The sequence below is a fragment of the Actinomycetospora sp. TBRC 11914 genome, from assembly GCF_012933465.1.
Lineage (GTDB): Bacteria > Actinomycetota > Actinomycetes > Mycobacteriales > Pseudonocardiaceae > Actinomycetospora.
This window is the reverse complement of record NZ_JABBND010000004.1, coordinates 205,699-231,777: the sequence shown is the minus strand read 5'-3', so window position 1 is coordinate 231,777 and position 26,079 is coordinate 205,699. Positions and strand designations below refer to the sequence as shown.

The 26,079-nt window shown below is 74.5% G+C and carries 27 protein-coding genes and 1 pseudogene; 7 read left to right on the top strand and 21 right to left on the bottom strand.

The features are described from left to right. Positions 1–2 precede the first annotated feature (2 nt). The 5 genes and pseudogenes from HH311_RS10670 to HH311_RS10650 form a co-directional block, all read right to left on the bottom strand. On the bottom strand, positions 3–950 hold the full coding sequence (locus tag HH311_RS10670) for a M56 family metallopeptidase (protein ID WP_169183607.1): 948 nt from the start codon (positions 948–950) through the stop codon (positions 3–5). Between the two features lie 9 nt (positions 951–959). Beyond that, on the bottom strand, positions 960–1,361 hold the full coding sequence (locus HH311_RS10665) for a BlaI/MecI/CopY family transcriptional regulator (protein ID WP_169183606.1): 402 nt from the start codon (positions 1,359–1,361) through the stop codon (positions 960–962). Between the two features lie 36 nt (positions 1,362–1,397). Then, positions 1,398–1,676 (bottom strand): hypothetical protein, encoded by a 279-nt coding sequence (locus tag HH311_RS10660; protein WP_169183605.1) that lies wholly within the window; start codon positions 1,674–1,676, stop codon positions 1,398–1,400. A 52-nt stretch (positions 1,677–1,728) separates the two neighbouring features. Next, the gene (locus HH311_RS10655; protein ID WP_169183604.1) at positions 1,729–4,296 is read right to left on the bottom strand and encodes an FtsX-like permease family protein; all 2,568 of its coding nucleotides are present in this window, start codon (positions 4,294–4,296) and stop codon (positions 1,729–1,731) included. Positions 4,297–4,481: 185 nt separating this feature from the next. Further along, positions 4,482–5,171: pseudogene (locus HH311_RS10650) on the bottom strand (ABC transporter ATP-binding protein); the annotation flags it as partial. A 210-nt stretch (positions 5,172–5,381) separates the two neighbouring features. Here HH311_RS10650 and HH311_RS10645 point away from each other — a divergent pair. Together HH311_RS10645 and HH311_RS10640 are read left to right on the top strand one after the other, a co-directional pair. Next, on the top strand, positions 5,382–6,059 hold the full coding sequence (locus tag HH311_RS10645; protein ID WP_169183603.1) for a DedA family protein: 678 nt from the start codon (positions 5,382–5,384) through the stop codon (positions 6,057–6,059). Positions 6,060–6,934: 875 nt separating this feature from the next. Then, the gene (locus HH311_RS10640) at positions 6,935–7,429 is read left to right on the top strand and encodes a DUF305 domain-containing protein (protein WP_312030072.1); all 495 of its coding nucleotides are present in this window, start codon (positions 6,935–6,937) and stop codon (positions 7,427–7,429) included. A 121-nt stretch (positions 7,430–7,550) separates the two neighbouring features. On the opposite strand, the gene HH311_RS10635 is transcribed toward HH311_RS10640, so the two are convergent. Continuing rightward, positions 7,551–8,459, bottom strand: a complete 909-nt coding sequence (locus HH311_RS10635; RefSeq protein ID WP_248292388.1) for a ZIP family metal transporter — start codon at positions 8,457–8,459, stop codon at positions 7,551–7,553. Between the two features lie 486 nt (positions 8,460–8,945). Between HH311_RS10635 and HH311_RS10630 the strand changes: the two genes are divergently transcribed. Further along, positions 8,946–9,143, top strand: a complete 198-nt coding sequence (locus HH311_RS10630) for a hypothetical protein (RefSeq protein ID WP_169183601.1) — start codon at positions 8,946–8,948, stop codon at positions 9,141–9,143. Positions 9,144–9,211: 68 nt separating this feature from the next. Here the strand turns inward: HH311_RS10630 and HH311_RS10625 are convergent, their stop codons facing one another. The 4 genes from HH311_RS10625 to HH311_RS10610 form a co-directional block, all read right to left on the bottom strand. After that, a complete protein-coding gene (locus tag HH311_RS10625) occupies positions 9,212–9,844 on the bottom strand; it encodes a maleylpyruvate isomerase family mycothiol-dependent enzyme (RefSeq protein WP_312030071.1) in 633 nt (210 codons plus the stop codon). Then, on the bottom strand, positions 9,841–10,326 hold the full coding sequence (locus HH311_RS10620) for an SRPBCC family protein (RefSeq protein WP_169183600.1): 486 nt from the start codon (positions 10,324–10,326) through the stop codon (positions 9,841–9,843). Before HH311_RS10620 ends, HH311_RS10625 begins: the two co-directional genes overlap by 4 nt. After that, positions 10,323–10,670 (bottom strand): helix-turn-helix transcriptional regulator, encoded by a 348-nt coding sequence (locus HH311_RS10615; protein WP_169183599.1) that lies wholly within the window; start codon positions 10,668–10,670, stop codon positions 10,323–10,325. The genes HH311_RS10620 and HH311_RS10615 overlap by 4 nt, the downstream gene beginning before the upstream one ends. Before the next feature lie 70 nt (positions 10,671–10,740). Further along, entirely contained in the window at positions 10,741–11,904 is a 1,164-nt protein-coding gene (locus tag HH311_RS10610; RefSeq protein WP_169183598.1) for an MFS transporter, read from the bottom strand. Positions 11,905–12,041: 137 nt separating this feature from the next. On the opposite strand from HH311_RS10610, the gene HH311_RS33210 reads away from it, so the two are divergent. Beyond that, positions 12,042–13,037 carry a helix-turn-helix domain-containing protein gene (locus HH311_RS33210; RefSeq protein WP_312030070.1) on the top strand — a complete coding sequence of 332 codons (996 nt, stop codon included), beginning with the start codon at positions 12,042–12,044 and terminating at the stop codon, positions 13,035–13,037. A 3-nt stretch (positions 13,038–13,040) separates the two neighbouring features. Here HH311_RS33210 and paaI read toward each other — a convergent pair whose 3' ends face one another. The 7 genes from paaI to paaA are packed head-to-tail and all read right to left on the bottom strand — an operon-like array spanning position 13,041 to position 19,321. After that, entirely contained in the window at positions 13,041–13,418 is a 378-nt protein-coding gene (paaI, locus tag HH311_RS10600; RefSeq protein ID WP_169183669.1) for a hydroxyphenylacetyl-CoA thioesterase PaaI, read from the bottom strand. 29 nt (positions 13,419–13,447) lie between these two features. Beyond that, complete coding sequence (gene paaZ / locus HH311_RS10595) at positions 13,448–15,478, bottom strand: phenylacetic acid degradation bifunctional protein PaaZ (protein ID WP_169183668.1); 2,031 nt, start codon at positions 15,476–15,478, stop codon at positions 13,448–13,450. Between the two features lie 10 nt (positions 15,479–15,488). Next, positions 15,489–16,592, bottom strand: coding sequence for a 1,2-phenylacetyl-CoA epoxidase subunit PaaE (gene paaE / locus HH311_RS10590; RefSeq protein ID WP_169183597.1), 1,104 nt, complete (start codon positions 16,590–16,592; stop codon positions 15,489–15,491). After that, entirely contained in the window at positions 16,592–17,101 is a 510-nt protein-coding gene (gene paaD, locus HH311_RS10585; RefSeq protein ID WP_169183596.1) for a 1,2-phenylacetyl-CoA epoxidase subunit PaaD, read from the bottom strand. Before paaD ends, paaE begins: the two co-directional genes overlap by 1 nt. Next, entirely contained in the window at positions 17,098–18,027 is a 930-nt protein-coding gene (gene paaC, locus HH311_RS10580) for a 1,2-phenylacetyl-CoA epoxidase subunit PaaC (protein WP_396027433.1), read from the bottom strand. The genes paaD and paaC overlap by 4 nt, the downstream gene beginning before the upstream one ends. Next, a complete protein-coding gene (gene paaB, locus HH311_RS10575; RefSeq protein ID WP_211190067.1) occupies positions 18,024–18,377 on the bottom strand; it encodes a 1,2-phenylacetyl-CoA epoxidase subunit PaaB in 354 nt (117 codons plus the stop codon). The genes paaC and paaB overlap by 4 nt, the downstream gene beginning before the upstream one ends. Beyond that, positions 18,374–19,321: a 1,2-phenylacetyl-CoA epoxidase subunit PaaA gene (paaA, locus tag HH311_RS10570; protein ID WP_169183666.1), complete on the bottom strand. Its 948-nt coding sequence runs from the start codon at positions 19,319–19,321 to the stop codon at positions 18,374–18,376. The genes paaB and paaA overlap by 4 nt, the downstream gene beginning before the upstream one ends. A gap of 822 nt (positions 19,322–20,143) precedes the next feature. Between paaA and HH311_RS10565 the strand changes: the two genes are divergently transcribed. Next, positions 20,144–20,998 (top strand): 3-hydroxyacyl-CoA dehydrogenase family protein, encoded by an 855-nt coding sequence (locus tag HH311_RS10565; RefSeq protein WP_169183595.1) that lies wholly within the window; start codon positions 20,144–20,146, stop codon positions 20,996–20,998. Between the two features lie 6 nt (positions 20,999–21,004). Here HH311_RS10565 and HH311_RS10560 read toward each other — a convergent pair whose 3' ends face one another. The 3 genes from HH311_RS10560 to HH311_RS10550 form a co-directional block, all read right to left on the bottom strand. Further along, positions 21,005–21,415, bottom strand: a complete 411-nt coding sequence (locus HH311_RS10560; protein ID WP_169183594.1) for a VOC family protein — start codon at positions 21,413–21,415, stop codon at positions 21,005–21,007. A gap of 111 nt (positions 21,416–21,526) precedes the next feature. After that, on the bottom strand, positions 21,527–21,883 hold the full coding sequence (locus tag HH311_RS10555) for a VOC family protein (RefSeq protein ID WP_211190066.1): 357 nt from the start codon (positions 21,881–21,883) through the stop codon (positions 21,527–21,529). 50 nt (positions 21,884–21,933) lie between these two features. Beyond that, entirely contained in the window at positions 21,934–22,767 is an 834-nt protein-coding gene (locus HH311_RS10550) for an AraC family transcriptional regulator (protein WP_169183592.1), read from the bottom strand. 31 nt (positions 22,768–22,798) lie between these two features. On the opposite strand from HH311_RS10550, the gene HH311_RS10545 reads away from it, so the two are divergent. Then, positions 22,799–24,115, top strand: a complete 1,317-nt coding sequence (locus HH311_RS10545) for an amidase (RefSeq protein ID WP_169183591.1) — start codon at positions 22,799–22,801, stop codon at positions 24,113–24,115. Positions 24,116–24,150: 35 nt separating this feature from the next. Here HH311_RS10545 and HH311_RS10540 read toward each other — a convergent pair whose 3' ends face one another. After that, a complete protein-coding gene (locus tag HH311_RS10540; RefSeq protein WP_169183590.1) occupies positions 24,151–24,531 on the bottom strand; it encodes a thiol-disulfide oxidoreductase DCC family protein in 381 nt (126 codons plus the stop codon). 57 nt (positions 24,532–24,588) lie between these two features. Here HH311_RS10540 and HH311_RS10535 point away from each other — a divergent pair, with 57 nt between their 5' ends. Next, positions 24,589–26,043: an NAD(P)/FAD-dependent oxidoreductase gene (locus HH311_RS10535; RefSeq protein ID WP_312030069.1), complete on the top strand. Its 1,455-nt coding sequence runs from the start codon at positions 24,589–24,591 to the stop codon at positions 26,041–26,043. Positions 26,044–26,079 lie beyond the last annotated feature (36 nt).

The following is a 26,079-nucleotide window of genomic DNA, read 5'->3' as shown; positions in this document are numbered from 1 at the left end:
GCTCAGCGGGTCACGGCGTGGCGGGCGAGTTCGAGGAGCGCCTCGAAGTCCTGCTGGGCCTCGAGCGTGCCGAGCGCGGCGAGCAGGACGACACCGACCGCGACGAGCAGCCACCCGCGACGCACGGTGAGGAGGGGGGTGGTCAGCAGCGCGGCGACCCGGCGGGGCACGTCGCCGGCGTGGCGAGGCAGCGCCGGGGTGATGCCCAGACCCAGGGCGGGCCGGGCGCTCGGCGCCGCGGTGGCGCGGCCGGCCAGGGCGGCCCGTCCGACGGCGTGCGCGACGACCGGTCGATCGCCCACGGCGAGGGCGGCGTCCTCGTCGGCCCAGCGCTCCACGGTGTAGCCGACCGTCCGGGCGACCGGGATCAGCACGGGGTTGAGCGCGGCGGCGAGGTGGACCGCGGCGAGGAAGCGGTAGTGGTGGTGGGCCAGGTGGGAGCGTTCGTGCGCGATCAGCGCGTCCTGCTCGGCGGGGGACAGCGCGTCCAGCATGGCGGTGGAGACGACGATGCGGCCCGGGCGGCCAGGCGCGGCGTAGGCCTCCGGCGCGGGGTCGGGCACGACGACGAGCTCGTCGCTGCCGGGGAGGGCCCGGGTGTGGCGATGCGTGGCGAACACGGCGCGGGCGCGGCGGGTCGCGACCCGGCCGACGGCGAGGGTTGCGGCGGTGAGCAGGGTTCCGGCGGCGAGGGCGACCCAGATCGAGGCGGGGTCGTCGCGGGCGACGACGGACAGCGAGTAGCGCTCGAGGTCGGCCAGCAGCGGGATGCGCAGCGCCGCGGTCCCGGCCAGGAGGGCCAGGGCCACGGTGCTGCACCCGGCGAGCACCGCGGCGGCGGCGGTGAGCAGCCAGGTCGCCAGTCGCGGCGGCACCCGGTGCGCCAGGGGGGTGGCACCCCAGGCGGCCAGCAGGGGCAGCAGCAGGGGCAGGAAGACCGCGATGCGCATGCTCGCCGTTCAGCCGTTCCCGCCGAGCAGGCGGCGCAGCAGTGCCTCGTCGGTGTCGGAGAGGTCGGAGACGAAGCTCGCGAGCACCGCCGCGTGGTCCCCCTCGCCGGCCAGGGCCTGGTGCATCCGCGACGCGGCCATCCCCTCGGGGGTGCTGGCGGGGGCGTAGCGGTGGGCGCGCCCGTCGAGGGTGCGGGTCAGCAGACCCTTCGCGTAGAGCCGCCCGAGGATGGTGACCACGGTGGTGTAGGCCAACGGCGGACCCTGCGCGTTGAGCTGGTCACGGACCTCGCCGGTGGTCAGGGGTCGCTCGGCGGCCAGGAGCACGCTCCAGACTTGCTTCTCGAGGGCACCCGGGGCGCGGCGGTCGCCACGGTCGGGAGTCGAGGGTTCCTCGGGGGGTGAGCTCATGACCGGCCGCCGCCTCCTGCTGTCTCGTCCGCGACTCTACAGCCCTGTAGAACATCCAGGGTCCCTCGGGGGACGGCGGGCCCGCAGCCGCCGTCCGAGCAGCAGGCTGGACCCGGCGAGGAGCCCCAGCAGGCCGAGCCCGACCAGGGCCCCGACGGCCGGTCCCCGGATCAGCTCGGAGACCCCGAGCGCCCCCGCGCCGAGGCCGATCGCGGTGTCGATCAGTGCCTCGGTGAACTCGGCCTGCGGGCGCAGCGCCCTCACGACCCCGGTGATCAGGAACAGCGCCGCCATCAGCAGTGCGACCCAGGTCATGGTGGCTCCTCAGGCGGCGCGACGTCGCCCGGACCGCGCGCCAGGTGCGGTCTCAGGTGGCGGCCAGGCCGGCGAGAATGTCCGCGCGGGCGGCGCGGCGAGCCGGCGCGATAGCGGCGACGAGCCCGACCAGCACGCCCCCGACTGCGAGGGCGGCGACGGTGGCCCACGGCACGGAGAGCGTGGTGACGCCGTAGCCGGTGAGGAGTCGCTGCCCGGCGGCCCCCCAGGCGAACCCGAGCGCGACCCCGAGGACGGTGCCGTACAGCGACACCGCGAGCGCTTCGAGCCGAATCAGTGAGCGAATCTGGGCGCGTGTGGCTCCGACCGCGCGCAGCAGCCCGATCTCGCGGCGGCGCTCGATGACCGAGAGCGCCAGAGTGTTGACCACCCCCAGCACGGCCACCACGACGGCGAGCGCGAGCAGCCCGTACAGCAGCTCGAGTACAAGGTCGACCTGGCCGCGCAGGGCGTTCTGCTGGTCGGCCCGGTTCTGGATGCTGACCTGGGGATCGCTCGCGAGGGCCTGGTGCAGAGCGGGTCCCAGAGCGGCGGCGGCGCCGGGTGCAGCGATCACCGAGAGGCTGAAGTCCCGGGCGAGTGGCTGGTAGCGGCTCAGGGTGTCCAGCGAGACCTGGAAGGTCGAGCCGTCCTTGCCGCCGCCGGGTGGGGGCTTGCTGATCGCCCCTACGGTCAGGTCGGCCGGGGTGCCGTCGACGAAGGTCAGGTGCACCGGCGAGCCGATCGCCAGCCCGTCGGCGGCGGCGCTCGCTTGGTCGACGTCGAGCTGGCCGCGCGCCACTGCGCCGGTGTCGCCGGCGACGTACTGCGGTGCGGTCGCGGCGTCCAGGGTGGCGGTGTCGACCCCGGAGAGCGAGACCTGCGCCCCACGGAAGCCGGCGGGGGCATAGCGCTGCCGGGTGATCGACGCGACCCCCGGCACGGCGCGCACCGCGTCGGTGACCTGCGGGGCAAGGGGTTGCCCTCCGCGCCCGGAGAGCACGTAGTCCGCGCCGAGGCTGCTCGAGGTCTCCGCGATGATCGAGGTGTCCAAGGACGAGGCGAGGATGCCCAGCCCGGTGACCAGCGCGACCCCGACAGTCAGCGCGGCGGCGGTTGTCGCGGTCCGCCGCGGCGCCCGGGCGGCATTGTCCCGGGCGAGCCGCCCCACCGCGCCGAACAGGCGGGGATAGGCGGCGGCGAGACCGGAGACCACCCGCCGCGCGAGCGCCGGCCCGATCAGCACCAGGCCGGCCAGGCTCGCGGCTGCGCCGAGGGCGAACAGCCCGCCGCCGAGGGTCAGGTCCCCGGTGCGCGGGGTGAGCAGCGCGGCGCCCAGCAACGACGCGGCGGCGAGGAGCAGCACCGCGGTACCGGCGAGGACCCGGCCGCGGCCGGTGCCGGTCTCGGTGGGCGCGGCGGACTCGCGCAGGACCTCGGTCGGTGCGGCGCGCCCGGCCCGGCGCGCAGGCAGGTACGCCGCGGCGACGGTCACCCCGATCCCGAGCACATAGGCGGCGGGGACGGTGACGCCGGGGACGACCAGCCCCACCGAGGAGAGGTCGATCCCGAACCCGCGCAGCGCGGCCTCCAGGCCGGCGCAGAGCCCGATGCCGGCGCCGAGCCCGACGGTGGCCCCGACCAGCCCGACGAGCACGGCCTCGCCGAGCACCATCGCGGTGACCTGGCCGCGGCGGGCGCCGACCGCGCGCAGCAGCCCCAGCTCCCGCATCCGCCCGGCGACGAGCATCGTGAACGTGTTGACGATCAGGAAGCTGCCCACCAGCAGCGCGACCGCCGCGATGCCGAGGAGCGCGTAGGTCACGGTGGACAGGAAGGCGCCGACGCGCGCCGCCGCAGAGGAGGCCTGCTGCTCGCGGGTGGCCACGCTGACCGTCGCACCGAGGGCGTGCTGGACCGCGGGGGCGAGCGCGGCGTCGGTGGTGCCGGGGGCGGCGTCGGCGGTGACCGCGGTGAACCGGCCGGGCTGGCCGAGCAGCGCCGACTGCGCGGTCGGGGTGTCGAGGAAGACCAGCCCGACCCCCGGGTTCGCGCTCCCGGGGTCAGCGAGCCCGACCAGCGTGGCCGGCGTGGTCGCCGCGGGGCTGATCAGGCGGACCGGGGCGCCGAGCGTGAGGTGCGCGGCGGCCGCGCTGGGGGCGTCGAGCACGACCTGCCCGGCCCCGTCCGGAGCGTGCCCGGCGGTGAGCGAGGCGATCGGGTGGGCGCGGGGGTACCAGTTGTAGCCCAGCGTCGGCGCGCCGCTGGCCGGCCCGACCGGGTGCCCGGCGGCGTCGACCACGGTCACGTCCTGGGTCGCGACTTCGCCGTGGGCCGCGGCCACCCCGGGGGTTCGGGCGACGGCGTCGACCGCGGCGGCGGGCAAGGTCGGGACCGACCCGGAGATGGCCTGGTCCTCGACCTCCACGGCGAACGCCGCCCGCGGGCTCGCGGTGACATCGGCGGCGCCGGAGGTGAACAGGCCGGTGAACGCGGCGTTGATCGTCGCGGAGAGCACCAGGGTGGCGACCACGAACCCGACCCCGAGCGCCACCACCACGACCGAGAGCGCCATCCGGGCCTTCGACGCGGCCACCGAGCGGGCCGCGACCCGCAGCATCGTCCTCACTGCCCGGCCCCCGACCGACCGGACGCGTGGTCGCCGGTCAGCGCCTCGACCTCGGCGATGAACACGCCGAGCTGATCGTGGAGCCGTCGGGCCGTCCGGGCCACCTCGTCCGCCCCGGCCGGGGACGTCCGGTCGGGACGGCCCGCCGCCGGGCCCGGGGCGGCGGCACCCGACTCCAGTCCGGCCATCGTCTCGAGCACCTCCGCGGCGCTCGGGGAGCGCAGCTCGGTGACCACGCGGCCATCGAGCAGGAACAGCACCCGGTCGGCGTGCGCGGCGGCGGTCGGGTCGTGGGTGATCAGGGCGATCGTCTGGCCGAGGTCGTCGACGCTGCGGCGCAGGAGGCCGAGCACCTCGCCTGCAGACCGCGAGTCGAGGTTCCCGGTCGGCTCGTCGGCCAGGATCAGCTCCGGTCGGCCCACCAGGGCACGGGCGCACGCGACCCGCTGCTGCTGGCCGCCGGAGAGCTCGCCGGGCCGGTGGGCCAGGCGGGGGCGGAGCCCGAGGGTGTCGACGACCTGCTCGACCCACTCGGCGTCCAGCTGCCGGCCGGCGAGGTCGGCGGGCAGCGTGATGTTCTCCCGCGCGTTCAGCGTGGGCAGCAGGTTGAACGCCTGGAACACGAACCCGACCCGGTCGCGGCGCAGCTCGGTGAGCGCCCGTTCCGAGAGCCCGGTCAGCTCCTGCTCGCCGATCCACACCCGGCCGGCCGACACGCGGTCGAGCCCGGCCACGCACTGCATGAGGGTCGACTTGCCGGAGCCCGAGGGACCCATGACGGCGGTCAGCTCGCCGCGCACGAACCCGGCGTCGACCCCGTCGAGCGCCGTCACGCGCGTCTCTCCCGAGCCGTAGACCTTGCTCACCGCCTCGGCCCGCGCCGCCCAGCTCGGCGCCGAGCGCGCCGTCCGCGGGGCGGCGTCGGGACGCCGTCGGGTCTCGATGCTCACGTGTGGTCCTCCTCCGTCGCCGGGCACACTGGCTTCTACAGACTCGTAGACATCCAGGTAGGTTCTACACGTGAGTAGAAGTCACGGCGACGGCGGGGTCGCCCGCACCACCCCCGCCGCGCCGCGGTGACGCCCCCGCTGCCCGGGGTGTTCGCGGCGTTCGCTCCGGTGCTGGACCACTACGGCTACCTCGCGCTCGCCGTCCTGCTCTTCCTCGAGGACTTCGGGGTCCCGGCGCCCGGGGAGACCGTGCTGATCGCGGCCGCCGTGTACGCGGGCGCGGGTCGGCTGTCCCTGCCGGTGGTGGTCATCGTCGGCGTGCTCGCCGCGATCGCCGGGGACAACGTGGGCTTCGCCATCGGTCGCTTCGGGGGGCGCCGCCTCGTCGCGCGTTACGGCCGTTACGTCGGCCTGACCGCGGCCCGCGTCGAGGCCGCCGAGCACTTCTTCGCCCGGCACGGCGGCAAGGTCATCGTCGTCGCACGGTTCGTCGAGGGGCTCCGGCAGGCCAACGGGATCATCGCCGGGCTCTCCGGGATGCGCTGGAGCCGGTTCCTGGGCTTCAACACTCTGGGCGCGGTCCTCTGGGTCGGGCTCTGGACCGCCCTCGGTGACCTGGCCGGGTCCCACATCGACGCGATCTACACCACCGTGCGGCGCTACGAACCGTGGTTCCTCGGTGCGCTGGCGGCCCTGGCGCTCGCCGCCATCTTCCGTCGGGTCTACCGAAGGCGGGGTCGGGGGTCCGCGCCGCACTCCGCGGTGGGCGATAGTGGGTCGTCGACGACCGACGACGAGGCCTAGGCCGATCGCTCGTGACGGATGAGACGAGCACGGCCGGTCATCCGACGGCCGCGCTTGTGCGGAGTCGGGCGGTTCGTAGGGTGTTGGGCGTGAGTCCCGCGAGTCTGTGCGCTGGTATCAGGCGCAACAGCAGGGCTCGAACCGCGTTGCCTCGCGGTCGGAGGCAGCGCGATGAGGTCGGCGTAGTAGCGCGCCTAGCTCTACTCGGGGCGTTGATCGTCGGGCTCGTCGCGATGCATCAGTTGCCGACCGGCGACGCCTGTTGCGGTACCGCCCCAACGCCGAGCACGACCTTGTCGGCGGCTGCTGCGACAGGCCATGGCGACGTTCACGTTGTCGCCGCGCCGTCGGCGGCGTCCCAACGCGAACCCGAGCTCGGCCAGCCGCTCCAGCTGATGGGTGCGACGAGCCACGGTGGCGTGGGGGAGCACGGGCTAGCCACCGACATGCTCGGGATGTGCTTGGCGATGCTGGTCGCCGCGGTGGCGCTTCTGATGGTCTCGCTGCGCAAGCTGGCCCGAGGGCGGTCTGGTCACGAGGGGCTGAGCCCCTCCGACCTGTTGTCCTCCGCGCCACCGCGTGGTCCTCCAGTGCCACGTCGTCTGGCTCAACTGCAGGTCTTGCGGCTCTAGACCGGCCCACCGCCCGGCTCCATCAGGTTCCGGGCGGCGCCCGCTCTCACGAGTCGTCTCCTCCGCGCGCCACGGTGCTCGCGCGCGGTTCCACCTTCGTCGAAGGAGACCTGCACCATGTCTTGTCGTGTCCTCGGCGGCCTCGTGGTCGCCGTCCTCGCCGGCGCTCTGACCCTCGCCGGCTGTTCGAGCACTTCTCCCGCGCCCGTCCCGGCGAGCCCCTCGAGTCCCACGGCCGCGCCGGTGGCGGCGGAGCACAACGCCGCCGACGTCACGTTCGCGCAGTCGATGATCCCGCACCACGCCCAGGCCATCGCAATGGCGAGCCAAGCCACCACTCGGGCTGCCTCGGCACAGGTCAATGACCTGGCCAGCCGCATCGAGGGGGCTCAGGGGCCCGAGATCGAACAGATGAACACCATGCTCGCCGCGTGGGGGGCGCCGACCGTGTCGCCGAGCGCCACCGCCATGCCGGGGATACCCGGGATGGCGGCCGGGGCCGGCATGCCCGGGATGATGGACGACGCGCAGATGTCCGGGCTGGCCGGCACGACCGGCCCGGCGTTCGACCAGGCGTTCCTGCAGATGATGATCCAGCACCACTCGGGCGCGATCACCATGGCGCGCACCGAGCTCGCCCAGGGGCTCAACCCCCAGGCCAAGGCCCTGGCCAACTCGATCATCGCTGACCAGCAGCGCGAGATCGGCGAGATGCAGTCCCTGCTCAAGCAGGGCTGAGCCGGCGTCGGTAGCACCGGCCGGGTAGCGGGGGACCGCGCCCGGCCGGTGGCGGCGACAAGGGCTCATAGCTTGGCCGGGCGAAGCGCACCGTCGGCAGGTGTGCAGGTCGCGACGTTGGTCAGGCGCCGCCTGCGGTCACGATCATGTCGGTGACGAATCCGATCGCCAGGCCGGCGAACACCCCCAGATAGAGGGCGTTGCGGTGGCCGCCGCGGCTGGTCAACCCGATCAGCTGCAGCACCACGTAGAGGATCGACCCGGCGGCGAGGGTCAGGAAGAGGACGCTCAGGGTGTCGCTGGTGAACTGGTGCCCCACGATGGTGCCCAGCACCGTGGGGCCGCCCCCGATGAGGCCCATGAGCAGGAGGAACCCCCACCCGGGTCGATCTTCGGCGGCTGCCAGTGGGGCAACGATGCCGAAGCCTTCGGTGCCGTTGTGCAGCGCGAAGCCGATGACCAGCAGCACGGCCAGCCCGATCTCGCCGGTGGCGGCGCTGCCGCCGATCGCGAGGCCTTCTCCGAAGTTATGCAGCCCGATCCCGACTGCGATCAGCAGCGCGAGCCGTCGCGCCGGGGACCATGGCGTGGCCCGGGTCGGCGTGTCGGTGGCGGCCATCGCCCCCGGGCCGCCCCCGCGTCTCGCCGGACGGGCTGCACCATGATCGCCTTCTCCGGACACACCGCTGTCGGCGCGGCCCAGCCAGTGTTCGTAGGCGATCAGCGACCCGAACCCCACCGCCAGACCCAGCAGGAACAGCACCCCGTACCCGAAGACCGGACCGAGCCCACCTGAACCGTCGTGCACAGCGCCGAGGGCAGTGTCTACCGGCTCGAACGCGTGGCTCAGCACGTCCCAGAGCAGGAAGATCAAGATCCCTACCGCGACAGCGTTGAGGCCGACGCGGGTGCCTGGAGCCGGCGAGCGGAGCCTCCCGAGTGGCAGGCCCAGCAGGATCGTCGCCCCCGCGATGATGCCCGGCAGCACCGTTTGTCCCTCGCCCATACGCCCTTTCTCTCCCAACGCCATGGGCATCCTCGCCCGAGTATGGGCAGGCTCACCTAATCAACGGTGAGTGTCAACGGCGCATGAGGGAGACGAGAGTCCCTTCAGGGCGCTTAGCGTCGAAGGGGCGTCGGCCGGCCTCGTGCGCGAGCCTGCGACAGGTGCACGGTCTCGCTGCGCTGCTGCTCCTGTTCGGAGCGGTCGTGCTCTCGGTGTTCAAGCCCCGCGGGCTGACCAAGTACAGCGCCAGGAGGCGAGGCATCCGCCGCCAACGGCCCCCAAGGAGAGCACCTGTCAAGGTCCTGAGGGCGCTGACCCCGGAGTACTGCCCGACGCGGGTCCTCGGCAATGAACTCGGCATCCTGTCCCGAGGAGCTGCTACTCGCACCCACGGGATGCCGCGGCTGTCTAGCCACGCGGTTGCACCATCGGGCCCCTCGACCTCCGCGACCCGCAACAGCTCACAGGCCCGCTCCGAGCACGCCAACCAGTCCCACGAGGCGGCAGGAAGTGCCACCCCACATCGACGCGATCTACACGACCGTGCGCCGCTACGAGCCGTGGTTCCTCGGTGCGCTGGCGGCCCTGGTGGTCGCAGCCATCCTCCGTCGGGTCCACCGCACGCGGGTCCGGAAGCCCGCGCCGCACTCCGCGGAAGGCGATGGCGGGTCGACGACCGACGACGAGGCCGAGTCCGACCGCCCGTGACCGTCCAGCAGCGCGCGATCGGCGAGATGCCGTCCCTGCTCCGGCGGGGCCGACTCAGCCCGCCGCGGTCATCCGATCAGACGCTCGGTCAGCGTGGCCCTGCCCGGACCCGAGAGCTCGTCGAGCGCGTGCGCCCGACCGGCCATGGCCATCAGCAGGGGTTCGGCCGGGCCCTCGACGGTCGGGCCGCTCCCGGAGCTCCAGTCGAGGTCGGTGGCGACGAGCCGCAGCCCGCGGACCCGGGAGAAGGCGCGGATCGGCGGCGCGACGCGCGCGAACGGCAGCGTCGCGGCGAGGCGGTCGGCGGGCACCGTCCGGGGGAGGCCGAGGGCCCGGCGGATGTCCTGGTGGTGGATGAGGCCGTCGACCAGCCCGATGCGTCCGCCGAAGCCGGCCGTGAGCCCGGCGGGCCGCACGCGGGCCCTGAACGTCGCGAGCAGCTCGTCGGTGGAGAGCGTCGCGCAGTCCCGCACGCCGACCTCGTTGACCTGGTCGGGGACGAACCAGCCCCGGGCGAACCGGCCGACCAGTCCGACCGGTCCGAGGTGGTCGAAGCTGACGATGTGGGCGACCACGTCGCGGACCCGCCACTTCGTGCAGAGGGTGGGCGCGTGCCACTGCTCGGGGGTGAGCCCGGCGAGCAGGTCGGCCAGGTCGGTGCGCTCGTCCTGGGCGAGACGGATCGCGTCGGTGTCGCTCACGGCCGGCTCTGCCCGGCTACGAGCTGGGCGTAGGCCGCCAGCAGGGCGACCCAGCCACCGCCGCCGTGCTCGATGGCGCCGTACACGTCCTCGCCGGCGACGAGGCGCTCGAAGTGGCGCTGCTCGACCTCGATGGTGGTCTGCTCGGGACCGTCGGCGTGGAACCGGACCTCGATCTCGGCGGCGTGCGCGGGGTCCGGGTCGAACTGCCAGTCGCCGCCGATCTGCCAGGTGAACAGCACCCGCTCGGGCGGTTCCCAGCTCAGGACGCGGCCCCAGTCGCACTCGGTGCCGTCGACGCCGCGCTCGAACCAGCGCCCGCCCTCGTGGGGTTCGAGGACGATGTCGGCGACCTCGGCGGCACCGATGTGGTACTGCCGCGGCCACCAGGAGCCGATCGACGCGGTGAACAGCTCGAAGGCGCGGTCACGGCTGACGTCGACGGTGGTCTTGCCCTCGATCGGCGGGATCGGCGTGGTCATGGCGGCTCCTCGTCCGGGTCGGTGCCGATCTCGTCGGCGACGGTCTGCTCGGCGAACTTGTGGAAGCTCGTCAGCGCGTGCTCCCACACGCCGTCGAGCCAGGCCCGCAGCGCCGAGACCCCCTGCGGGTCCAGGCGGTACACGCGGCGGTTGCCCTCGGCCCGCGACACCACCAGCCCGCCGTCCTTGAGGACCTTGAGGTGCTGGGACACCGCGGGCCGGCTGATCGGGAGCTGCGCGGCGATCTCGCCCACCGCGCTCGGGCGCCGGGCGAGCAGCTCGAAGATGGCGCGCCGGTTCGGGTCGCCCAGCAACCCGATCGCGCCATCTATGTTCGCTCGCACGAACGGTAAGCCTAGATGGACATAGCTCGGCCGACCAGAGCCGTCGATAGTCGGTCGCTCGGCGCCTCGGTCACGGTCGCCCCGTCGACCCGCCGGACCTCCCGTACGCGACGACGCCGCCCCACGCGAGCGCCGCCACGACGAGGAAGGCCCGGTACGCCCCGTCGAGGCCGATCCCGACGGCGAGGGCCGCGGCACCGACCGGCGCGACCAGTCCCGCGAGCCCCCAGCCGGTGAACACGAGCCCGTAGGTGGTGCCGAAGCGCTCCCCGGGGACCACGTCCGCCGTCGCGGCCGGGACGAGGGTCGAGAGCGCCCCGTACTGGAGGCCGAGCACCAGCAGCGCGACGAGGGCGGCCGGCCCGGCCGCGCCGAGGGCGAACGGGACGCAGGCGGCGACGAGCAGGGCTGCGTCGGCGTGCAGCGCGGCGGGCCGTCCGAGCCGGTCGGACAGCGGGCCGACGACGAGCCGCCCGGCGAAGTTGCCGACGTTGAGCAGCGCCACCGCGAGCGCGACGGCGCCCGGGGTGGCGGCGAGGGCTCCGGCCTGCGCGAACGCCGCGAGGGCCGGCGCACTGCCCAGCCCGAAGGCCGCCCACAGCGCGACGACGGCGCCGCTCGGGCGAGCCCGGGTGCTCCGCGTGGTCCTCGGCGCCGCGGTCGGTCGGGTCCCGGGGACGAGGACGGCGGCGAGCAGGAGGATCCCGCCGAGCGCCCCGGCCAGGACCACGAACGTCCCGCCGCGACCCAGCAGCGCGAGCAGCGCCGAGGCGGTGGGCGCCAGCGCCGCGGTGCCGACGGCGTAGGCGCTGACGACGACGCCGAGCGCGAGACCGCGCCGGGCGGCCACGGTCCCGGCGACCCGCACCGCGGTGGCGTAGCCGAGCCCGGTGGACCCGCCCACGAGGACGCCGAAGGCCACCACCAGCACGCCGGCCGAGGGCGCAGCACCGGTGCCGAGGAGCCCGAGGACGGTGCCGGCCAGCGCGACCAGCGCGAGCCGCCGCGGCGGGGCCGCGTCGGCGGCCCGCCCGCCGAGCAGCACCCCCGCCATGAAGGCGACCAGGCCGACCGAGAAGACCCCCGCGAGCAGGGCGTCGGAGACGCCGAGGTCCCGGCGCAACGAGTCGGTGAAGACGTCCCAGGCGAACAACGGGCTGACGGCGAGGTCCAGCAGGACGGCCCCGGCCAGCGCGCGCGTCCGGCCGACCGGCGCGACACCCGGGACGCTCACCCCCCGGATGGTGACCGCGGTGGTGGTTCCCGCCCAGGGTCCTCGGACCGGTTCGGCGGGGGACACGGGCCCGGTCGTCCGGGAGACTCACCGCATGGTGACGAACCGGCACCCGGTCGGCGGCGGGACCCGCTGACGTGGCGGCGACGGTCGAGCCGGAGCGCGGCACGTTCCGCAGCGGGTTCTCCACCACCGATCCGGAGGAGGCCGCCCAGGTCGTCCGGGACGGCTACCGGCTGACCGGCGACGTCCGGATCTCCGGGGACACGGACGGCTTCGTCTTCCACCACCAGGCGTTCGTCATGGACGGGCTCGCCGTCACGCGCTGGCGGTCCAGCGCGACGATCAGCTGGGACGGTCCGCTCGGGGACCTGCTGTGCGTCGAGCACGTCCACGCGGGTCGTCGGACGTTCGAGACCGCCCGCGGCGAGCTGCGCGCCCGGACCGGCGACCTCTGTCTCGTGCCGCCCCACGACCTCCGGCGCGCCACCGGCGAGGACGTCGACCTCGGCCTGCTCGTCCTCGACCGGGACCGCGTGGTGGCGCACGCGGCCGCGATGAGCGGGATCGCGCCGGAGGCCCTGGTCTTCACCGGGCTGCGGCCCGTCTCCGACGCGGCCGTCCGCTACTGGAACGCGGCCGTCGCCCACGTCCGTGACGACGTCCTGGCCGACCCCGAGGTCGCCGCGGCGTCGCTGGTCCGCGCGGAGGCGTTCCGCCTGCTGGCGACCGGTCTGCTGGCGATGTTCCCCAACACCGCGCTGGACGCGTCGACCGATCCGAGGCCGGTGGTGGCCGCGGGCGCGGAACCGGCCGCGGTGCGGCGGGCGGCGGAGTTCGTCGACGCCCACGCCCACGAACCCATCGGGCTCGCCGACATCGCGGGCGCGGCCCGCATCGGGGCCCGCGCCCTCCAGCACTCCTTCCGCACCCACCGGGGCGTCAGCCCGCTCGGCTACCTCAAGCAGGTGCGGATGGACCGGGCTCACCGCGACCTGCGCGCGGCCGACCCCACGCGGGGGGACACGGTGTCCGCCGTGGCCGCCCGCTGGGACTTCGCCCACGCCGGCCGGTTCTCGGTGGACTACCGGGCCGCCTTCGGCTGCTCGCCCAGCCGGACCCTGCGGTCGTGAGCCTCACGAGCGCTGGATCGTGCGGCTCCTCCCGCGGAACTCGGCGATGACCTGGTCGTCGACGGGGCGGCGGACGGTGACGTCGTACACGCCGCTGCGGCCGTGGCGGCTGCGCTCGGTCGCCACGGCCTCGAGCCGGTCGCCCTCCCGCGCCGAGGTCACGAAGACGACGTCGGCGCCGGCGGCCACCGTCACCGGGCCCGGGCTGTTGCAGGCGCACGCGAACGCCGAGTCGGCGAGCAGGAACAGGTAGCCGCCGTGGCATATGCCGTGCCCGTTGACCATGTCCGAGGTGACGGTCATGGTCAGCCGCGCGGCGCCGTCGGACGCCGCGTGGAGCTCCATCCCGAGCTTGCGGGAGGCCGCGTCGTCGTCCCACATCCGGCGCACGGACGTGGCGATCGCCTCGGTCACGGGGCCTCCTTGGCGACGAGCGTGAGGACGTCGTAGCGGGCGACGGAGTCACCGGACTGGTTCGTGACGTCGGCGTCCCACCGGACCTCGCCGTAGGCGGCGGTGTCGCGGGGGGTGATCTGCTTGGCGGTCAGCGTGATCGTCAGCTCGTCGCCGAACTTCACGGGGGTGAGGAACCGAAGCGAGTCGACGCCGAAGTTGGCGAGCACCGGGCCCGGCGCCGGGTCGACGAACAGGCCCGCTGCGAAGGACACCACCAGGTAGCCGTGGGCGACGCGCTCGCCGAAGAACGGGTTCTGCGCCGCGGCGGCACCGTCCATGTGCGCGTAGAAGGTGTCGCCGGTGAACTCCGCGAAGTGCTCGACGTCGTCCTGGGTCACCGTGCGGGGCCCGCCGACGACGGTGTCGCCGACCCGCAGCGCCTCGAGGTGCTTGCGGAACGGGTGCTCCTCGGTCGTCGTGCGCGCCGAGCCCGGCGTCCACCGCCCGGTGATCGCGGTGAGCATGTCGGGGGAGCCCTGGACCGCGGTGCGCTGCATGTGGTGGGTGATCCCGCGCACGCCGCCCATCTCCTCGCCGCCGCCGGCCCGGCCGGGGCCGCCGTGGACGAGCTGGGGCATCGGCGAGCCGTGCCCGGTGGAGCTCTTCGCGTCGGCCTGGTCGAGCACCAGCAGCCGGCCGTGCCACGGCGCGACGCCCAGGACGACCTCGCGCGCGAACTCCGGGTCCCCGGTGACGACGGACCCGACGAGCGAGCCCTGGCCGCGGGCGGCGAGGTCGACCACCTGCGCCGTGGACGAGTAGGGCACCAGGGTGGACACCGGCCCGAACGCCTCGACCTCGTGCACCGCGGCGGTGTTGGGGTCGGCGCGCAGCAGGACCGGGGAGAGGAACGCGCCCCGCTCGGCGTCGGCGTCGACCACCTCGACGGTGTCGGGGGAGCCGAACAGCACCTGGGCGGAGTCGGTGAGCGCCTTGAGCGAGCGCCGGACCTCCTCGCGCTGCTCGAGCCCGGCCAGGGCGCCCATGCGGACGTCCGGGTTCGACGGGTTCCCGACGGTGACGCGGCCGAGGCCCTCGATCACGGCCTCCGCCACCGCGTCGAGGTGCTCGCCCGGCACGAACGCGCGGCGGATGGCGGTGCACTTCTGCCCGGCCTTCACGGTCATCTCGGTGACCAGCTGGCGGACGTAGAGGTCGAACTCGGGCGTGCCCGGCCCGGCGTCGGGACCGAGGACCGAGCAGTTCAGCGAGTCGGCCTCGGCGGTGAAGCGGACCGCGCGGGCGGTGAGCACCGGGTGGGTGCGCAGCTGCTGGGCCGTCGACGCGGAGCCGGTGAACGAGACGAGGTCCTGCTCGGTGAGGTGGTCGAACAGGTCGCCCACCGAGCCCGCCAGGAACTGCACCGAGCCCTCCGGCAGCAGGCCCGACCCGACGACGAGCTCCACGAGCTCCGCCGTCAGGAACGCCGTCGGGGTGGCGGGCTTGATGATCGAGGGGACGCCCGCGAGGAAGGCCGGCGCGAGTTTCTCCAGCGGGCCCCACACCGGGAAGTTGTAGGCGTTGACCTGCACCGCGACGCCCCGCAGCGGCGTCATGACGTGCTGGGCGAGGAAGGAGCCGTCCTTCGAGAGCGGCTCGACGTCACCGTCGAGCAGCACCGACCCGGCGGGCAGCTCGCGCTTGCCCTTCGAGGCGTAGGCAGCCAGGACCCCGACGCCGCCGTCGACGTCGAACTTCGAGTCACCGAGGGTCGCGCCGGTGCGCGCGGAGACCGCGTACAGCTCGTCGCGGTGCTCGCGCAGGTGTCCGGCGAGCGCCTTGAGCAGCGAGGCCCGCTGGTGGAACGACAGGTCGCGCAGCGCCGGCCCGCCGACGGTCCGGGCGTACGACGCGGCCCCGGCGAGGTCGAGCCCGCTGGTCGACAGGCGGCCGACCTCCTCGCCGGTGACGGCGTCGAACATCGCCCGGCCGTCGCCCGATCCTTCCTGCCACGCGCCGGCCAGGTAGCTGGGAACCACCACGATGGGCTCTCCTCTAGACGTCGTAGTCGATGACGAGCTCGTCGGAGACGGGCACCGACTGGCAGGTCAGCACGAACCCGGCCTCGATCTCCTCGGGCTCGAGGGCGAAGTTGCGCTGCAGGTCGACCCGGCCGGAGACGACCTTCGCCCGGCAGGTGCCGCACACCCCGCCCTTGCAGGCGAACGGCAGGTCGGAGCGCACCTTCTGGGCGGCGTCGAGCACGAACCGGTCGCGCGGCAGGGTCGCGGTGACCGACCGGCCGTGCAGCACGATCGTCGCCTCCGCCCCCTCGGCGTCCGCGTCGACGTCCTCGTGGCGCACCGGCCGCGGCGGCGGGGTGTCGACGTAGAACAGTTCGGCGTGGACGCGCTCGCGCCCGATCCCGAGCTCGGCGAGCAGGTCCCGGGCGCCGGTCACCATCTCCAGCGGGCCGCAGAGCCACCAGTGGTCGACCTGCGGGGTCGGGACCAGGGACGTCAGGAGGGTGTGCAGCTTCTCGCGGTCGAGCCGCCCGGCGAAGATCTCCGCTTCGACCGGCTCGCGGGAGAGCACGTGCCCGAGCTGCAGCCGGGCGGGGTAGCGGTCCTTGAGGTCGGCCAGCTCCTCGGCGAACATCACGGTGTCCGTGCGGCGGTTGCCGTAGAGCAGGGTCACGTGGGTGTCCGGGTGCGCGGCGAGCACGGTCGCGGCGATCGAGAGGACCGGGGTGATCCCGGACCCGGCCGCGACGAGGGTGTGGTGCTCGCCAGGCCGCGGGTCGGGGGTGAAGCGGCCCTCGGGCGGTCCGACCTCGAGCTCGTCGCCGGCGGTGAGCCGGTCGACGAGCCACTCGGAGAACAGCCCGGTCTCCACCCGCCGGACCCCGATCCGCGGGGCGGCCCCCTCCGGAGCGCAGATCGAGTACGAGCGGCGCTCCTCGCCGTCGGGCGTCGGCAGGCGCAGCGTGAGGTACTGCCCGGCGCGGAACGCGAAGGTCTCCGCGAGCTCGCCGGGGACGTCGAACGTGACCGCGACGGCGTCGTCGGTGAGCCGGTCGACGTCGGCGACCCGCAGCCGGTGGAAGCCTGCGGGCGCGTCGTCGGCACCGGTCGACGGCTCGGTGGTCGGCGCGCTCATCAGATGTCCTTCATGTGCTCGAAGGGCTCCCGGCAGGCCCGGCAGCGGCGCAGCGCCGTGCAGGCCGTGGGCCCGAACCGGGAGAGCACCTCGGTGTCGGCGCTCCCGCACCGCGGGCAGGCGACGCGCGCGGCCGGCGGGGCCAGGGTCAACGGGACCGGCCCGATCGACCGCGGCCCGACGTGCGCCGGCGGCGCCACGCCCGCCTCGGCCAGCTTCCGTCGCCCCTCGTCGGTGAGGAAGTCGGTGGTCCACGGCGGGCTCAGCGTGGTCCGCACCTCGACGTCGTGGTGGCCGGCCTCGGCGAGCCGCGCCCGGAGGTCGTCGCGCATCGCCTCGAGCGCCGGGCACCCCGCGTAGGTGGGGGTGATCGTGACGACCACGGACCCGTCGTCGTGCGCCTCGACGCCGCGCAGCACCCCGAGGTCGGCCAGCGTGAGCATCGGCATCTCGGGGTCGGTGACCTCGGCGGCGACGTCCCACACCGAGCCCCGGGCGACCGCGCTCACCACGTCGCGTCCGGGTGCGCGCGGGCGAGCGACTGCATGACGGCGAGCACCCGTCCCAGCGCCTCGGTGTGCACCCCGTCGCGGCCGCCCCGGCCACCGACGAGCCCCACCGCGGGGCGCTCGGGGCGGGTCAGCGTCGCCGCGGGCAGGACCTGCGCGAGGTCGGAGTCGACGTCGGCACGCAACGCCGCCGGGTCCACGGCGACCCCGGCCGCGACGAGCCGCGCCTCGACCGGGTGGGTCAGGAACAGCTCCTCGACGAACGGCCAGACGTCCTCGAGGCCGGCCTGCGCCCGCGCGTGGGAGAGCTCGGTGCCGTCGCCGAGGCGCAGCAGCCAGCCGGCCGCGTACTCGCGCTGGTAGGACAGCTCGGGGACGGCCTTCGCCGCCACCGCCGCGAGCACCGGGTCGGCCGAGCCGCGCAGCCGCGTCATGAGCGCGAGGCGCCACGACGAGTACACGAGCATCCACGCGGTCGTGCGACCGAAGTCCCCGAGGTCGGTCTCGGCCAGGGTGACGTTGCGGAAGAACCGGTCGTCGCGGAAGTAGGCGAGCACGTCCTCGTCGGCCAGCTGCGTGGCCGTGGTGGGAGTCCGGAACCGCGCCGCCGCCCCGAGGTGCCCCGCACGGGAGAGCAGGACCCGGGCCTGCCCGAGCAGGTCGAGCGCGATGTTCGCGAGCGCGACCTCCTCTTCGAGCTCGGGGGCGTGCGTCGCCCACTCGGAGAGACGGTGGGAGGCGACCAGGGCGTCGTCGGCGAGCATCAGGCAGTAGGTCGCCAGGTCCCCGACGTCGACCCCTTCCGGGGCCGGGGCGGTGACCTCGACGACGGTCTCGTCGAAGCCCGCGCCGTGGGCCCAGCGGCCGTCGTGGTCGGCGGCGGCCAGGGCGTCGTAGACGTTGTCCTCGGTGTCCACGGCGTTCACAGGTGCGGGACGTCGTCGGGTATGGAGTAGAAGGTCGGGTGCCGGTAGACCTTGTCGCCCGAGGGCGCGAAGAACGGGTCCTTCTCCTCGGGGCTCGACGCGGTGATCGCGTCCGCCCGGACCACCCAGATGCTCACGCCCTCGTTGCGCCGCGTGTAGAGGTTGCGGGCGTTGTGCAGGGCCATGCGGTCGTCGGGAGCGTGCAGCGACCCGACGTGGACGTGGTTGAGCCCGCGCTTGCCGCGCACGAAGACCTCGTAGAGCGGCCAGGTGGCCTGCGGGGTGCCGGTGCCGAGGTCCGTCGCCGGGTCGCCCTCGACGTGCGCGGTGGTGTCGTCGGACATGCTCATGCGACCTGCTCCCCGGCCTCGCGGCGGGCCTGCTTGGCGGCGTACGCGCTCGCCGCGTCCCGGACCCACTGCCCGCCCTCGTGCGCCGCCCGGCGGTGGGCCAGCCGCTGGGCGTTGCACGGGCCCGCTCCCTTGACCACGGCCGTGAACTCGGTCCAGTCGATGTCGCCGAAGTCGTGCGCCTGCCGCTCGTCGTTCCAGCGCAGCTCGGGGTCGGGCAGCGTCACGCCGAGCGCCGCGGCCTGCGGCACCGTCATGTCGACGAAGCGCTGGCGCAGCTCGTCGTTGGTGTGGCGCTTGATCCGCCAGGCCATCGACTGCCGGGTGTTGGGGGAGTCGCCGTCGGCCGGACCGAACATCATCAGCGAAGGCCACCACCAGCGGTCCACCGCGTCCTGGACCATCTCGCGCTGCGCCTCGGTGCCGGCCATGAGTGTCATCAGCAGCTCGAAGCCCTGCCGCTGGTGGAAGGACTCCTCCTTGCAGATGCGCACCATCGCCCGGGCGTACGGCCCGTAGCTCGACCGGCACAGCGGGACCTGATTGCAGATCGCGGCGCCGTCGACCAGCCAGCCGATGACGCCGATGTCGGCGAACGTCAGCGTCGGGTAGTTGAAGATCGACGAGTACTTCTGCTTCGAGTCGATCAGCTTCTCGGTCAGCTCGGCCCGGTCGACGCCGAGAGTCTCGGTGGCCGAGTACAGGTAGAGCCCGTGGCCGGCCTCGTCCTGCACCTTGGCCAGCAGGATCGCCTTTCGACGCAGGCTGGGCGCCCGGAGGATCCAGTTGCCCTCCGGCTGCATCCCGATGATCTCGGAGTGGGCGTGCTGGGCGATCTGGCGGATCAGCGTCTTCCGGTAGCCCTCGGGCATCCAGTCCCGGGGCTCGACGCGGCCCTCACCGGCCACCGTGGCCTCGAAGGCGTCCTCCAGTTCGCGCTCCAGCCCTGCCGGCGCATCGGAGGCGCCGTCCGGCGTCGAGGCCGTCGCGAGCCTCGTCGTCTCGTCGGACACGGACACCGTGACCACCTTCCGCCCGAATGTTCGTTCGGTAGACGATGGTGCCGCACCGCGCGGGGTGGCGCAACCGCCCCGTGCGGAGTTGCTGTCGGGGGCGAGCGGGGACCTGCGCGTGGCGCACACACTCGAGCGACGATGCGGGTCGTTCCTGCGGGGACCTGCGCGGGGCGCACACTCTCGAGCGGTCCCGTCGACCGGGTACGAGCTCGGCCACCGCCATCGAGTGGGCCCTCACGGCTGCCGCGGCGACCACCGGGGTCCACTCGACCGGCCCGTGTTCGGCCACCGTCGCCGAGTGGGCCCTCACGGCTGCCGCGGCGACCACCGGGGTCCACTCGACCGGCCCGTGTTCGGCCACCGTCGCCGAGTGGGCCCTCACGGCTGGCGCGGCGACCACCGGGGTCCACTCGGCCAGCACCGCAATGGGCCACCGTCGCCGAGTGGGCCCTCACGGCTGCTGCGCCGACCACCGGGGTCCACTCGGCCGGCACCGCGATCGGCCACCGACGCCGAGTGGGCCACCACGGCTGCCCGGCCAGCCGCCACGGTCCACTCGGCGGGCCGGCCGGCCGAGTTCACGAGGCGCTCCCACGTGCTCCGCGCCGCCGGCAGCGGACGCTCGACCGACGTGGCGCGCGCAGGTGTGGCCGGGACGTTGGTCGTGGCGGCCCGGAGTGTGTGCGCCGCGCGCAGGGCAGCCGCCAGGCGGGTACTCGTGGCGAAACACACGACCGAGGAGGAGCGCCGATGGGGAGTCTGCCCAGCCGCGTGGGAGTGATCGGCGGCGGGACGATGGGCGCCGGCATCGCCCACGTGTTCCTGACGGCGGGTGCGGCGGTGACCGTCGTCGAGAGCGACGACGACCGGGCCGCAGCCGCGCGCCGCGCCCTCCAGCAGTCGCTGCAGGGCGCCGCGGACCGCGGGAAGCTCCCGGAGGGCACCGACGTCGAGGGCCTCGTCGACGCCACCACGATCGTCGTCGGGGTCGATCACCTCCCGCCCGACACCGGCCTGGTCGTCGAGGCCGTCCCCGAGCGCGTCGACCTCAAGCAGGAGATCCTCGGGGCCGCGGCGCGGCGCTGCCCGGACGCCGTGCTCGCGACCAACACCTCCTCGCTCTCGGTCGGCGGCATCGGTCGGGAACTGCCACATGGCCGGCTCGTCGGGATGCACTTCTTCAACCCCGTGCCGGCGCAGAAGCTCGTGGAGCTGATCCGCCCGTCCGGGCTGGACGACGACGTCGTCGAGCAGGCCCGCGGGTGGGTCGAGGCCCTCGGCAAGACCGCGATCGTGGTCGACGACGCCCCGGGCTTCGCCACCTCACGGCTCGGCGTGGCCGTCGGGCTCGAGGCGATCCGGATGCTCGAGGAGGGCGTGGCGAGCGCGGCGGACATCGACACCGGGATGCGGCTGGGCTACCGGTGGCCCGTCGGGCCGCTGGAGCTGACCGACATCGTCGGGCTCGACGTCCGCCTGGCGATCGCCGAGCACCTCGCCGAGGAGCTCGGCGACCGCTTCGCGCCGCCGCAGCTGCTGCGGGACAAGGTCGCGCGGGGAGAGCTCGGCCGGAAGTCCGGCCAGGGCTTCCACCGCTGGGACTGAGACGCGTCAGGCGGCCGAGCCCGCGATGTTGACCAGCCAGTCGACACCGAAGCGGTCGGTACAGGCGCCGAACTCGTCGCCCCACATCTGCTTCTCGAGCGCCATGGTCACCGTGCCGCTCTCCGACAGGCCCTTCCAGTAGCCGCGCAGCTCCTCGGCCTGGTCGCCCGACAGACTCACCGAGATGCCGGCGCCGGTGGGCCGGCTCATGCCCTCCGGCGTGTCGGAGGCCATGAGGACGAAGCCGCTGGGGGTCTCGAGCTGGGCGTGCATGACCTTGGCGGCCTCCGGGCCCTGCGTGCCCATGTCGCCGAAGGTCATGACGTTCAGCGTGCCGCCGAAGACGTCGCGGTAGAACTCCATCGCGGCCCGGGCGGTGTCGGTGAAGTGCAGGTACGGGTTGAGGTTGGTGCCCACGGGGTGCCCCTCGGTGTGCGTCGGCGTCGGATCGGAGCGGCCATGGTGGGGCAGGTCGGCGCGCCGGGGAAGCCTCCGTACGCCGCGTGCCCGCACGGTGACGCCGGGCGCTCAGCGACCCGGGGGCACCGGTCGGTAGGTGCCGAACGACCACCGGTTGCCCTCGCCGTCGACGACGGCGAACTCGCGGGACCCGTACGACTGGTCGGTGAGCCCCATGACGACCTCGCCGCCGGCGGCGGCGACGCGGTCGTGGTGGGCGTCGGGGTCCTCGAGGACGAGGTAGGTCACCGCCCGCCCGGTGTCCCAGGGGTCGTCCGGGCGCCGGGGGCCGAGCAGGACCGCGCCGTCGCCCCAGAAGAGCTCGGCGTGGCCCTCGGAGAGGTGGCCGGGGACGAGCCCCAGGACGTCGGTGAGGAAGCGGGCGTGGGCGAGGACGTCGTCGCTGCGCAGGGTGGTCACGATCACGACGCCCATCGTCCGGACCGCGGGTGCGGGTGTCTTGGACGTCGGGGACCTCAGCCGTGCACGACCTCGCGCGGGTCGACGCCCGCCGTCGCCCACCCCGCCACGTAGTCCTGCGGGGTGCAGCCCGCGAGGGCGCGGAACTCGCGGTCGAGGTGGGCGTGGTCGGCGTAACCGGCGGTCTGCGCGACGTCGGCGATGCGGCGGGCGGGTCCGGCGGGCTCGCCCGGACGGGGCACGAGCAGGTCCGCGGCGCACCGGAACCGCAGCACGCGGGCCGTCGTCGTCGGGGCGAGCCCGACCTGGGCGGCGAAGCGGCGGGAGAGGTGACGGCGGCTCCAGCCGACCTCGGCGGCGAGTGCGGGCAGGGGGACCCGTCCGCCGGCGTGCTCGAGCCGACGCCAGGCGTGGGCGACCTCGGGGTCGGGCGCCGCGACGGAGTCGGCGAGGAGGTCGGTGAGCGTGGCGGTGACGAGCGCGAGGCGGGCGCCCGGGTCGGGGAGCTCGCCGAGCCGCGCGGGGAGGGCGGCGAGCGCGGCGCCGGCGGGCGAGAGGGCGGCGAGGTCGTCGGCGACGACGGGGGCGCCGGTCACCTCGCGGCCGGGCGCGCCGAGCAGGCGGAGCAGGCCGAGCGGCGCGAGGTCGACCTGCACCCCGGCCTGGTGGCCGCGGAACTCGGTGACCGCGGCCGCGTCGGACAGGCCGTCGAGGAAGGAGCCCAGCGCGCGGCCGTCGACCCGCAGCGGCTCGCCGAGCCCGAGGACGAGCGTGCACGTCGGGGTCGGTGCCTGGCGTCGGCGCAGCGGTTCCGTACTCGTCTCGTCGTAGGCCACGAGCCGGCGCACCACGCCCCGCAGCGGCGGTGGGACGGTGGCGAGCAGGAACACCCCGCCGATGATGCCGCTAGGTTGCGCCGCTGTGGAGCAGCTGACCTCGGTGGAGGCGACCCGGGAGGTGCAGCCAGCACTCCGGGCCTTCGTCGAGATCGACGACGGCGAGGACTCCGCGGCGCTCGCCGCCGCCCGGGACGCCGACCGCCGTCGCGCCGCGGGCGAGGAGTCACCGCTGCTCGGGCTGCCGATCGCCGTGAAGGACGACGTCGACTCCGCCGGGCACGTCACCGGGTGGGGCGGCCGGGCCTTCGACCGGCCGGCGCCCGCGGACGGGGAGCTGGTCGCGGCGCTGCACCGGGCGGGGCTGGTGCCGATCGGGCGCACCGCGCTGCCCGAGCTCGCGGCGTTCGGGGTCACCGACTCGGCGCGGTACGGCGTCACCCGCAACCCGCTGGCGCTCGGCCGGACCCCCGGCGGGTCGTCGGGCGGGTCGGCGGCCGCGGTGGCGGCGGGGGTGGTGCCGATCGCGACCGCGAGCGACGGGGCCGGGTCGATCCGCATCCCGGCGGCGTGCTGCGGGCTGCCCGGGTTCAAGCCGACGCACGGGACGATGCCGTCGAGCGGCGGCTGGTGGGGCCTGTCCACTCAGGGCTGCCTGACGCGGGACCTCGGGCTGGCCGCGGACTACCTCGACGCGATCGGCGACTTCCCGTCCTCGTTACGGGGCGCGCTCCGGTCCGGACCGGGCCTGCTGCGCGTCGGGGTGGCGGTCGACCCGCTGCCGCTCGCCCCGCCGCTGCCGCTCGAGGAGCACGTGGCGGGCGCGGTGCGCCTGGTCGCGGACGCGCTGGCCGCGGCCGGGCACCGGGTGCGGCCGGTCCGGATCCGTCCCGACCGCGCCCAGGCCGCCGCGCTCGGCGTCACCACCCGGATCCTTCGCGGGCTGCACGACGCCGCGGCCACCGCCGACCACCCCGAGCTGCTCGAGGACCGGCTGCGCGACCTCGCGCGCGCCGGCTCGCTCGTGCCGCCGGCGGCGGCGCGGGCGGCGGTGCGCCACGGCCGGCGGTGGGGGGCACGGCTGCTCGACGAGCTCGGCGTCGACGTCCTGCTGACCCCGACGATGCGGGGCCCGGCGCCGCGGGTGGACCGCTGGGGCGGGCCGGCGCACGGCACCCGCCGGAACGGGGTGGCGACGCTGACCTCGATGGGCCGCTTCTACGCGCACACGCCGCTGTTCAACCACACCGGGCAGCCCGCGGTGACGCTGCCGGTCGACACCGGCGCGGGGCTCCCGCGGGCCGTGCAGCTCGTGGCGGCGCGGGAGCAGGACGCGCTGCTGATGTCGTTGGCGGGGCAGGTGACGGCGGCGCTGGGGACGTCAGCGGTGTCGCATCGCTGACATCCAGTGTCTGCGATGGTTCACCGCTGACGTGATCACCGGGCGCAGGACCCCGGGTGCGACTGGCAGTACGGCGTCATCCCGGGGAAGCGTGACCGGTGGTCGGCGACCCACCGGTAGACCCGCTCCTGCAGCCCGGCGGTGGCGCGGTAGACCGTCGAGGGGACGCGCGTGCCGGTCACGGTGTCGAGCACGGCGTTGACCGCGGCCGCCCCGGCGAGGCGGTGCCCGTCGGGCCCCCGCCACTGGACGGCCTCGGCGCACGTGGCGGTGTCCGTCCCGACCGCCTCCGGCGCGCCCGGCTCCTGGTAGGGCCGGACCTCGATCCGGCCGTGCCGGTCCAGGGCGCGGACCCAGCCGACGCTGCGGGTGCAGAACCCGCAGTCACCGTCGAACACCAGTACTCGTTCAGCCACGAGATCAGGATGCCCTTAGGTTCCGGGTCACGACACGGGGAGACGGAGGCTCGACCAGTGGCTAGACGCGTGGTGATCATCGGTGCGGGGTTCGGTGGCATCGGGGCCGCCATCGAGCTCCGAGCTCACGGCTACACCGACGTCGTGATCCTCGACGCCGCCTCGGGCATCGGCGGGACGTGGTTGGCGAACTCCTACCCGGGCGCGGCGTGCGACGTGCCCAGCCACCTGTACTCGTACTCGTACGCCCAGCGCCGGAACTGGTCGCGGCTGTGCTCCCCGCAGTCGGAGATCCTCGACTACCTGCGCACCGTCGCGGCCGAGCACGGCGTCGCCGAGCTCGTCGTGCCGAACACCCGGGTGAGCGAGTGCCGGTGGGACGACGAGGCGCGGCACTGGCGGATCGAGGCCGAGACCGACGGCGAGGCGCGGACCTGGACCGCGGACGCCGTCGTCGTCGCCACCGGGCAGCTCGCGCAGCCCTCGATCCCGAACATCGCGGGCCGCGAGGACTTCGCCGGGCACACCTTCCACTCCGCGGAGTGGGACCACGACCACGACCTCACCGGCCGCCGCGTCGCCGTCATCGGCACCGGGGCGAGCGCGGTGCAGTTCGTGCCGGAGATCGCCCCGGAGGTCGGCCGGCTCTCGGTGTTCCAGCGCAGCGGCAACTGGTTCCTGCCGCGGCGCAACGTGCCCTACCCCCGCCCGGTGCGGGCGCTGCTCACGCTCCCCTACCTGCAGCGCATCCGGCGGTGGGGGCTGAAGAACATCTACCTCGAGTCGCTCACGGCGGCGATCCGCACGCCGCGGTCGTTCGGGTGGCTGATCTCGTTCCGTTCGAAGTGGTTCATGCGCCGGCAGCTGCGCGACCCCGAGGTGCGCCGCAAGGTGTGGCCGGACTACACGTTCGGGTGCAAGCGGGTGCTGTTCAGCTCGTACTGGCTGCCGGCCCTGCAGCGCGACAACGTCGAGGTGATCACCGACTCGGTCGAGCGGATCGAGGCCGACGGCGTGCGGACCGCCGACGGCGCGCTGCACCGCGTCGACACGATCATCTGGGGGACCGGGTTCCGGACGACCCAGTTCATGTTCCCGATGGAGATCCACGGGCGGGGTGGGACGTCGCTGCGGGACGCCTGGTCCGACGGGCCGCACGCCCACCTGGGCATGACGGTGCCCGGGTTCCCGTCGCTGTTCGTGCTGTACGGCCCGAACACCAACACGTCGGGCGGCTCGATCATCGTCTACCTCGAGGCGCAGGCCCGGTACGTGCGGACGGCGCTCGAGGAGGCCGACGAGCGCGGGGCCGCGGCCGTGGACGTGCGGGCGGACGTCGAGGCGGAGTACGACCGCGACGTCCAGCAGCGCTTCCGCGGCACGGCCTGGCTCGCGTGCGACTCCTGGTACCGCGACGAGTCCGGCCGCATCGTCACCAACTGGCCCGGCTACATGGTCGAGTACGAGAAGGCGACGCAGCGGTTGGACCCGTCGGAGTACGAGTTCCTGTAGGTGCGCTGGCGCGCTTGTGAGCACTTTCTGTCGCTA

What these genes read in the sequence shown, in the direction of transcription:
- HH311_RS10670 (WP_169183607.1), bottom strand. Translation starts at nt 950, where the DNA reads ATGCGCATCGCGGTCTTCCTGCCCCTGCTGCTGCCCCTGCTGGCCGCC.
- HH311_RS10665 (WP_169183606.1), bottom strand. Translation starts at nt 1,361, where the DNA reads ATGAGCTCACCCCCCGAGGAACCCTCGACTCCCGACCGTGGCGACCGC.
- HH311_RS10660 (WP_169183605.1), bottom strand. Translation starts at nt 1,676, where the DNA reads ATGACCTGGGTCGCACTGCTGATGGCGGCGCTGTTCCTGATCACCGGG.
- HH311_RS10655 (WP_169183604.1), bottom strand. Translation starts at nt 4,296, where the DNA reads ATGCTGCGGGTCGCGGCCCGCTCGGTGGCCGCGTCGAAGGCCCGGATG.
- HH311_RS10635 (WP_248292388.1), bottom strand. Translation starts at nt 8,459, where the DNA reads ATGGCGTTGGGAGAGAAAGGGCGTATGGGCGAGGGACAAACGGTGCTG.
- HH311_RS10620 (WP_169183600.1), bottom strand. Translation starts at nt 10,326, where the DNA reads ATGACCACGCCGATCCCGCCGATCGAGGGCAAGACCACCGTCGACGTC.
- paaI (WP_169183669.1), bottom strand. Translation starts at nt 13,418, where the DNA reads ATGTGGGACGACGACGCGGCCTCCCGCAAGCTCGGGATGGAGCTCCAC.
- paaE (WP_169183597.1), bottom strand. Translation starts at nt 16,592, where the DNA reads ATGAGCGCGCCGACCACCGAGCCGTCGACCGGTGCCGACGACGCGCCC.
- paaB (WP_211190067.1), bottom strand. Translation starts at nt 18,377, where the DNA reads ATGAGCATGTCCGACGACACCACCGCGCACGTCGAGGGCGACCCGGCG.
- HH311_RS10565 (WP_169183595.1), top strand. Translation starts at nt 20,144, where the DNA reads ATGGGGAGTCTGCCCAGCCGCGTGGGAGTGATCGGCGGCGGGACGATG.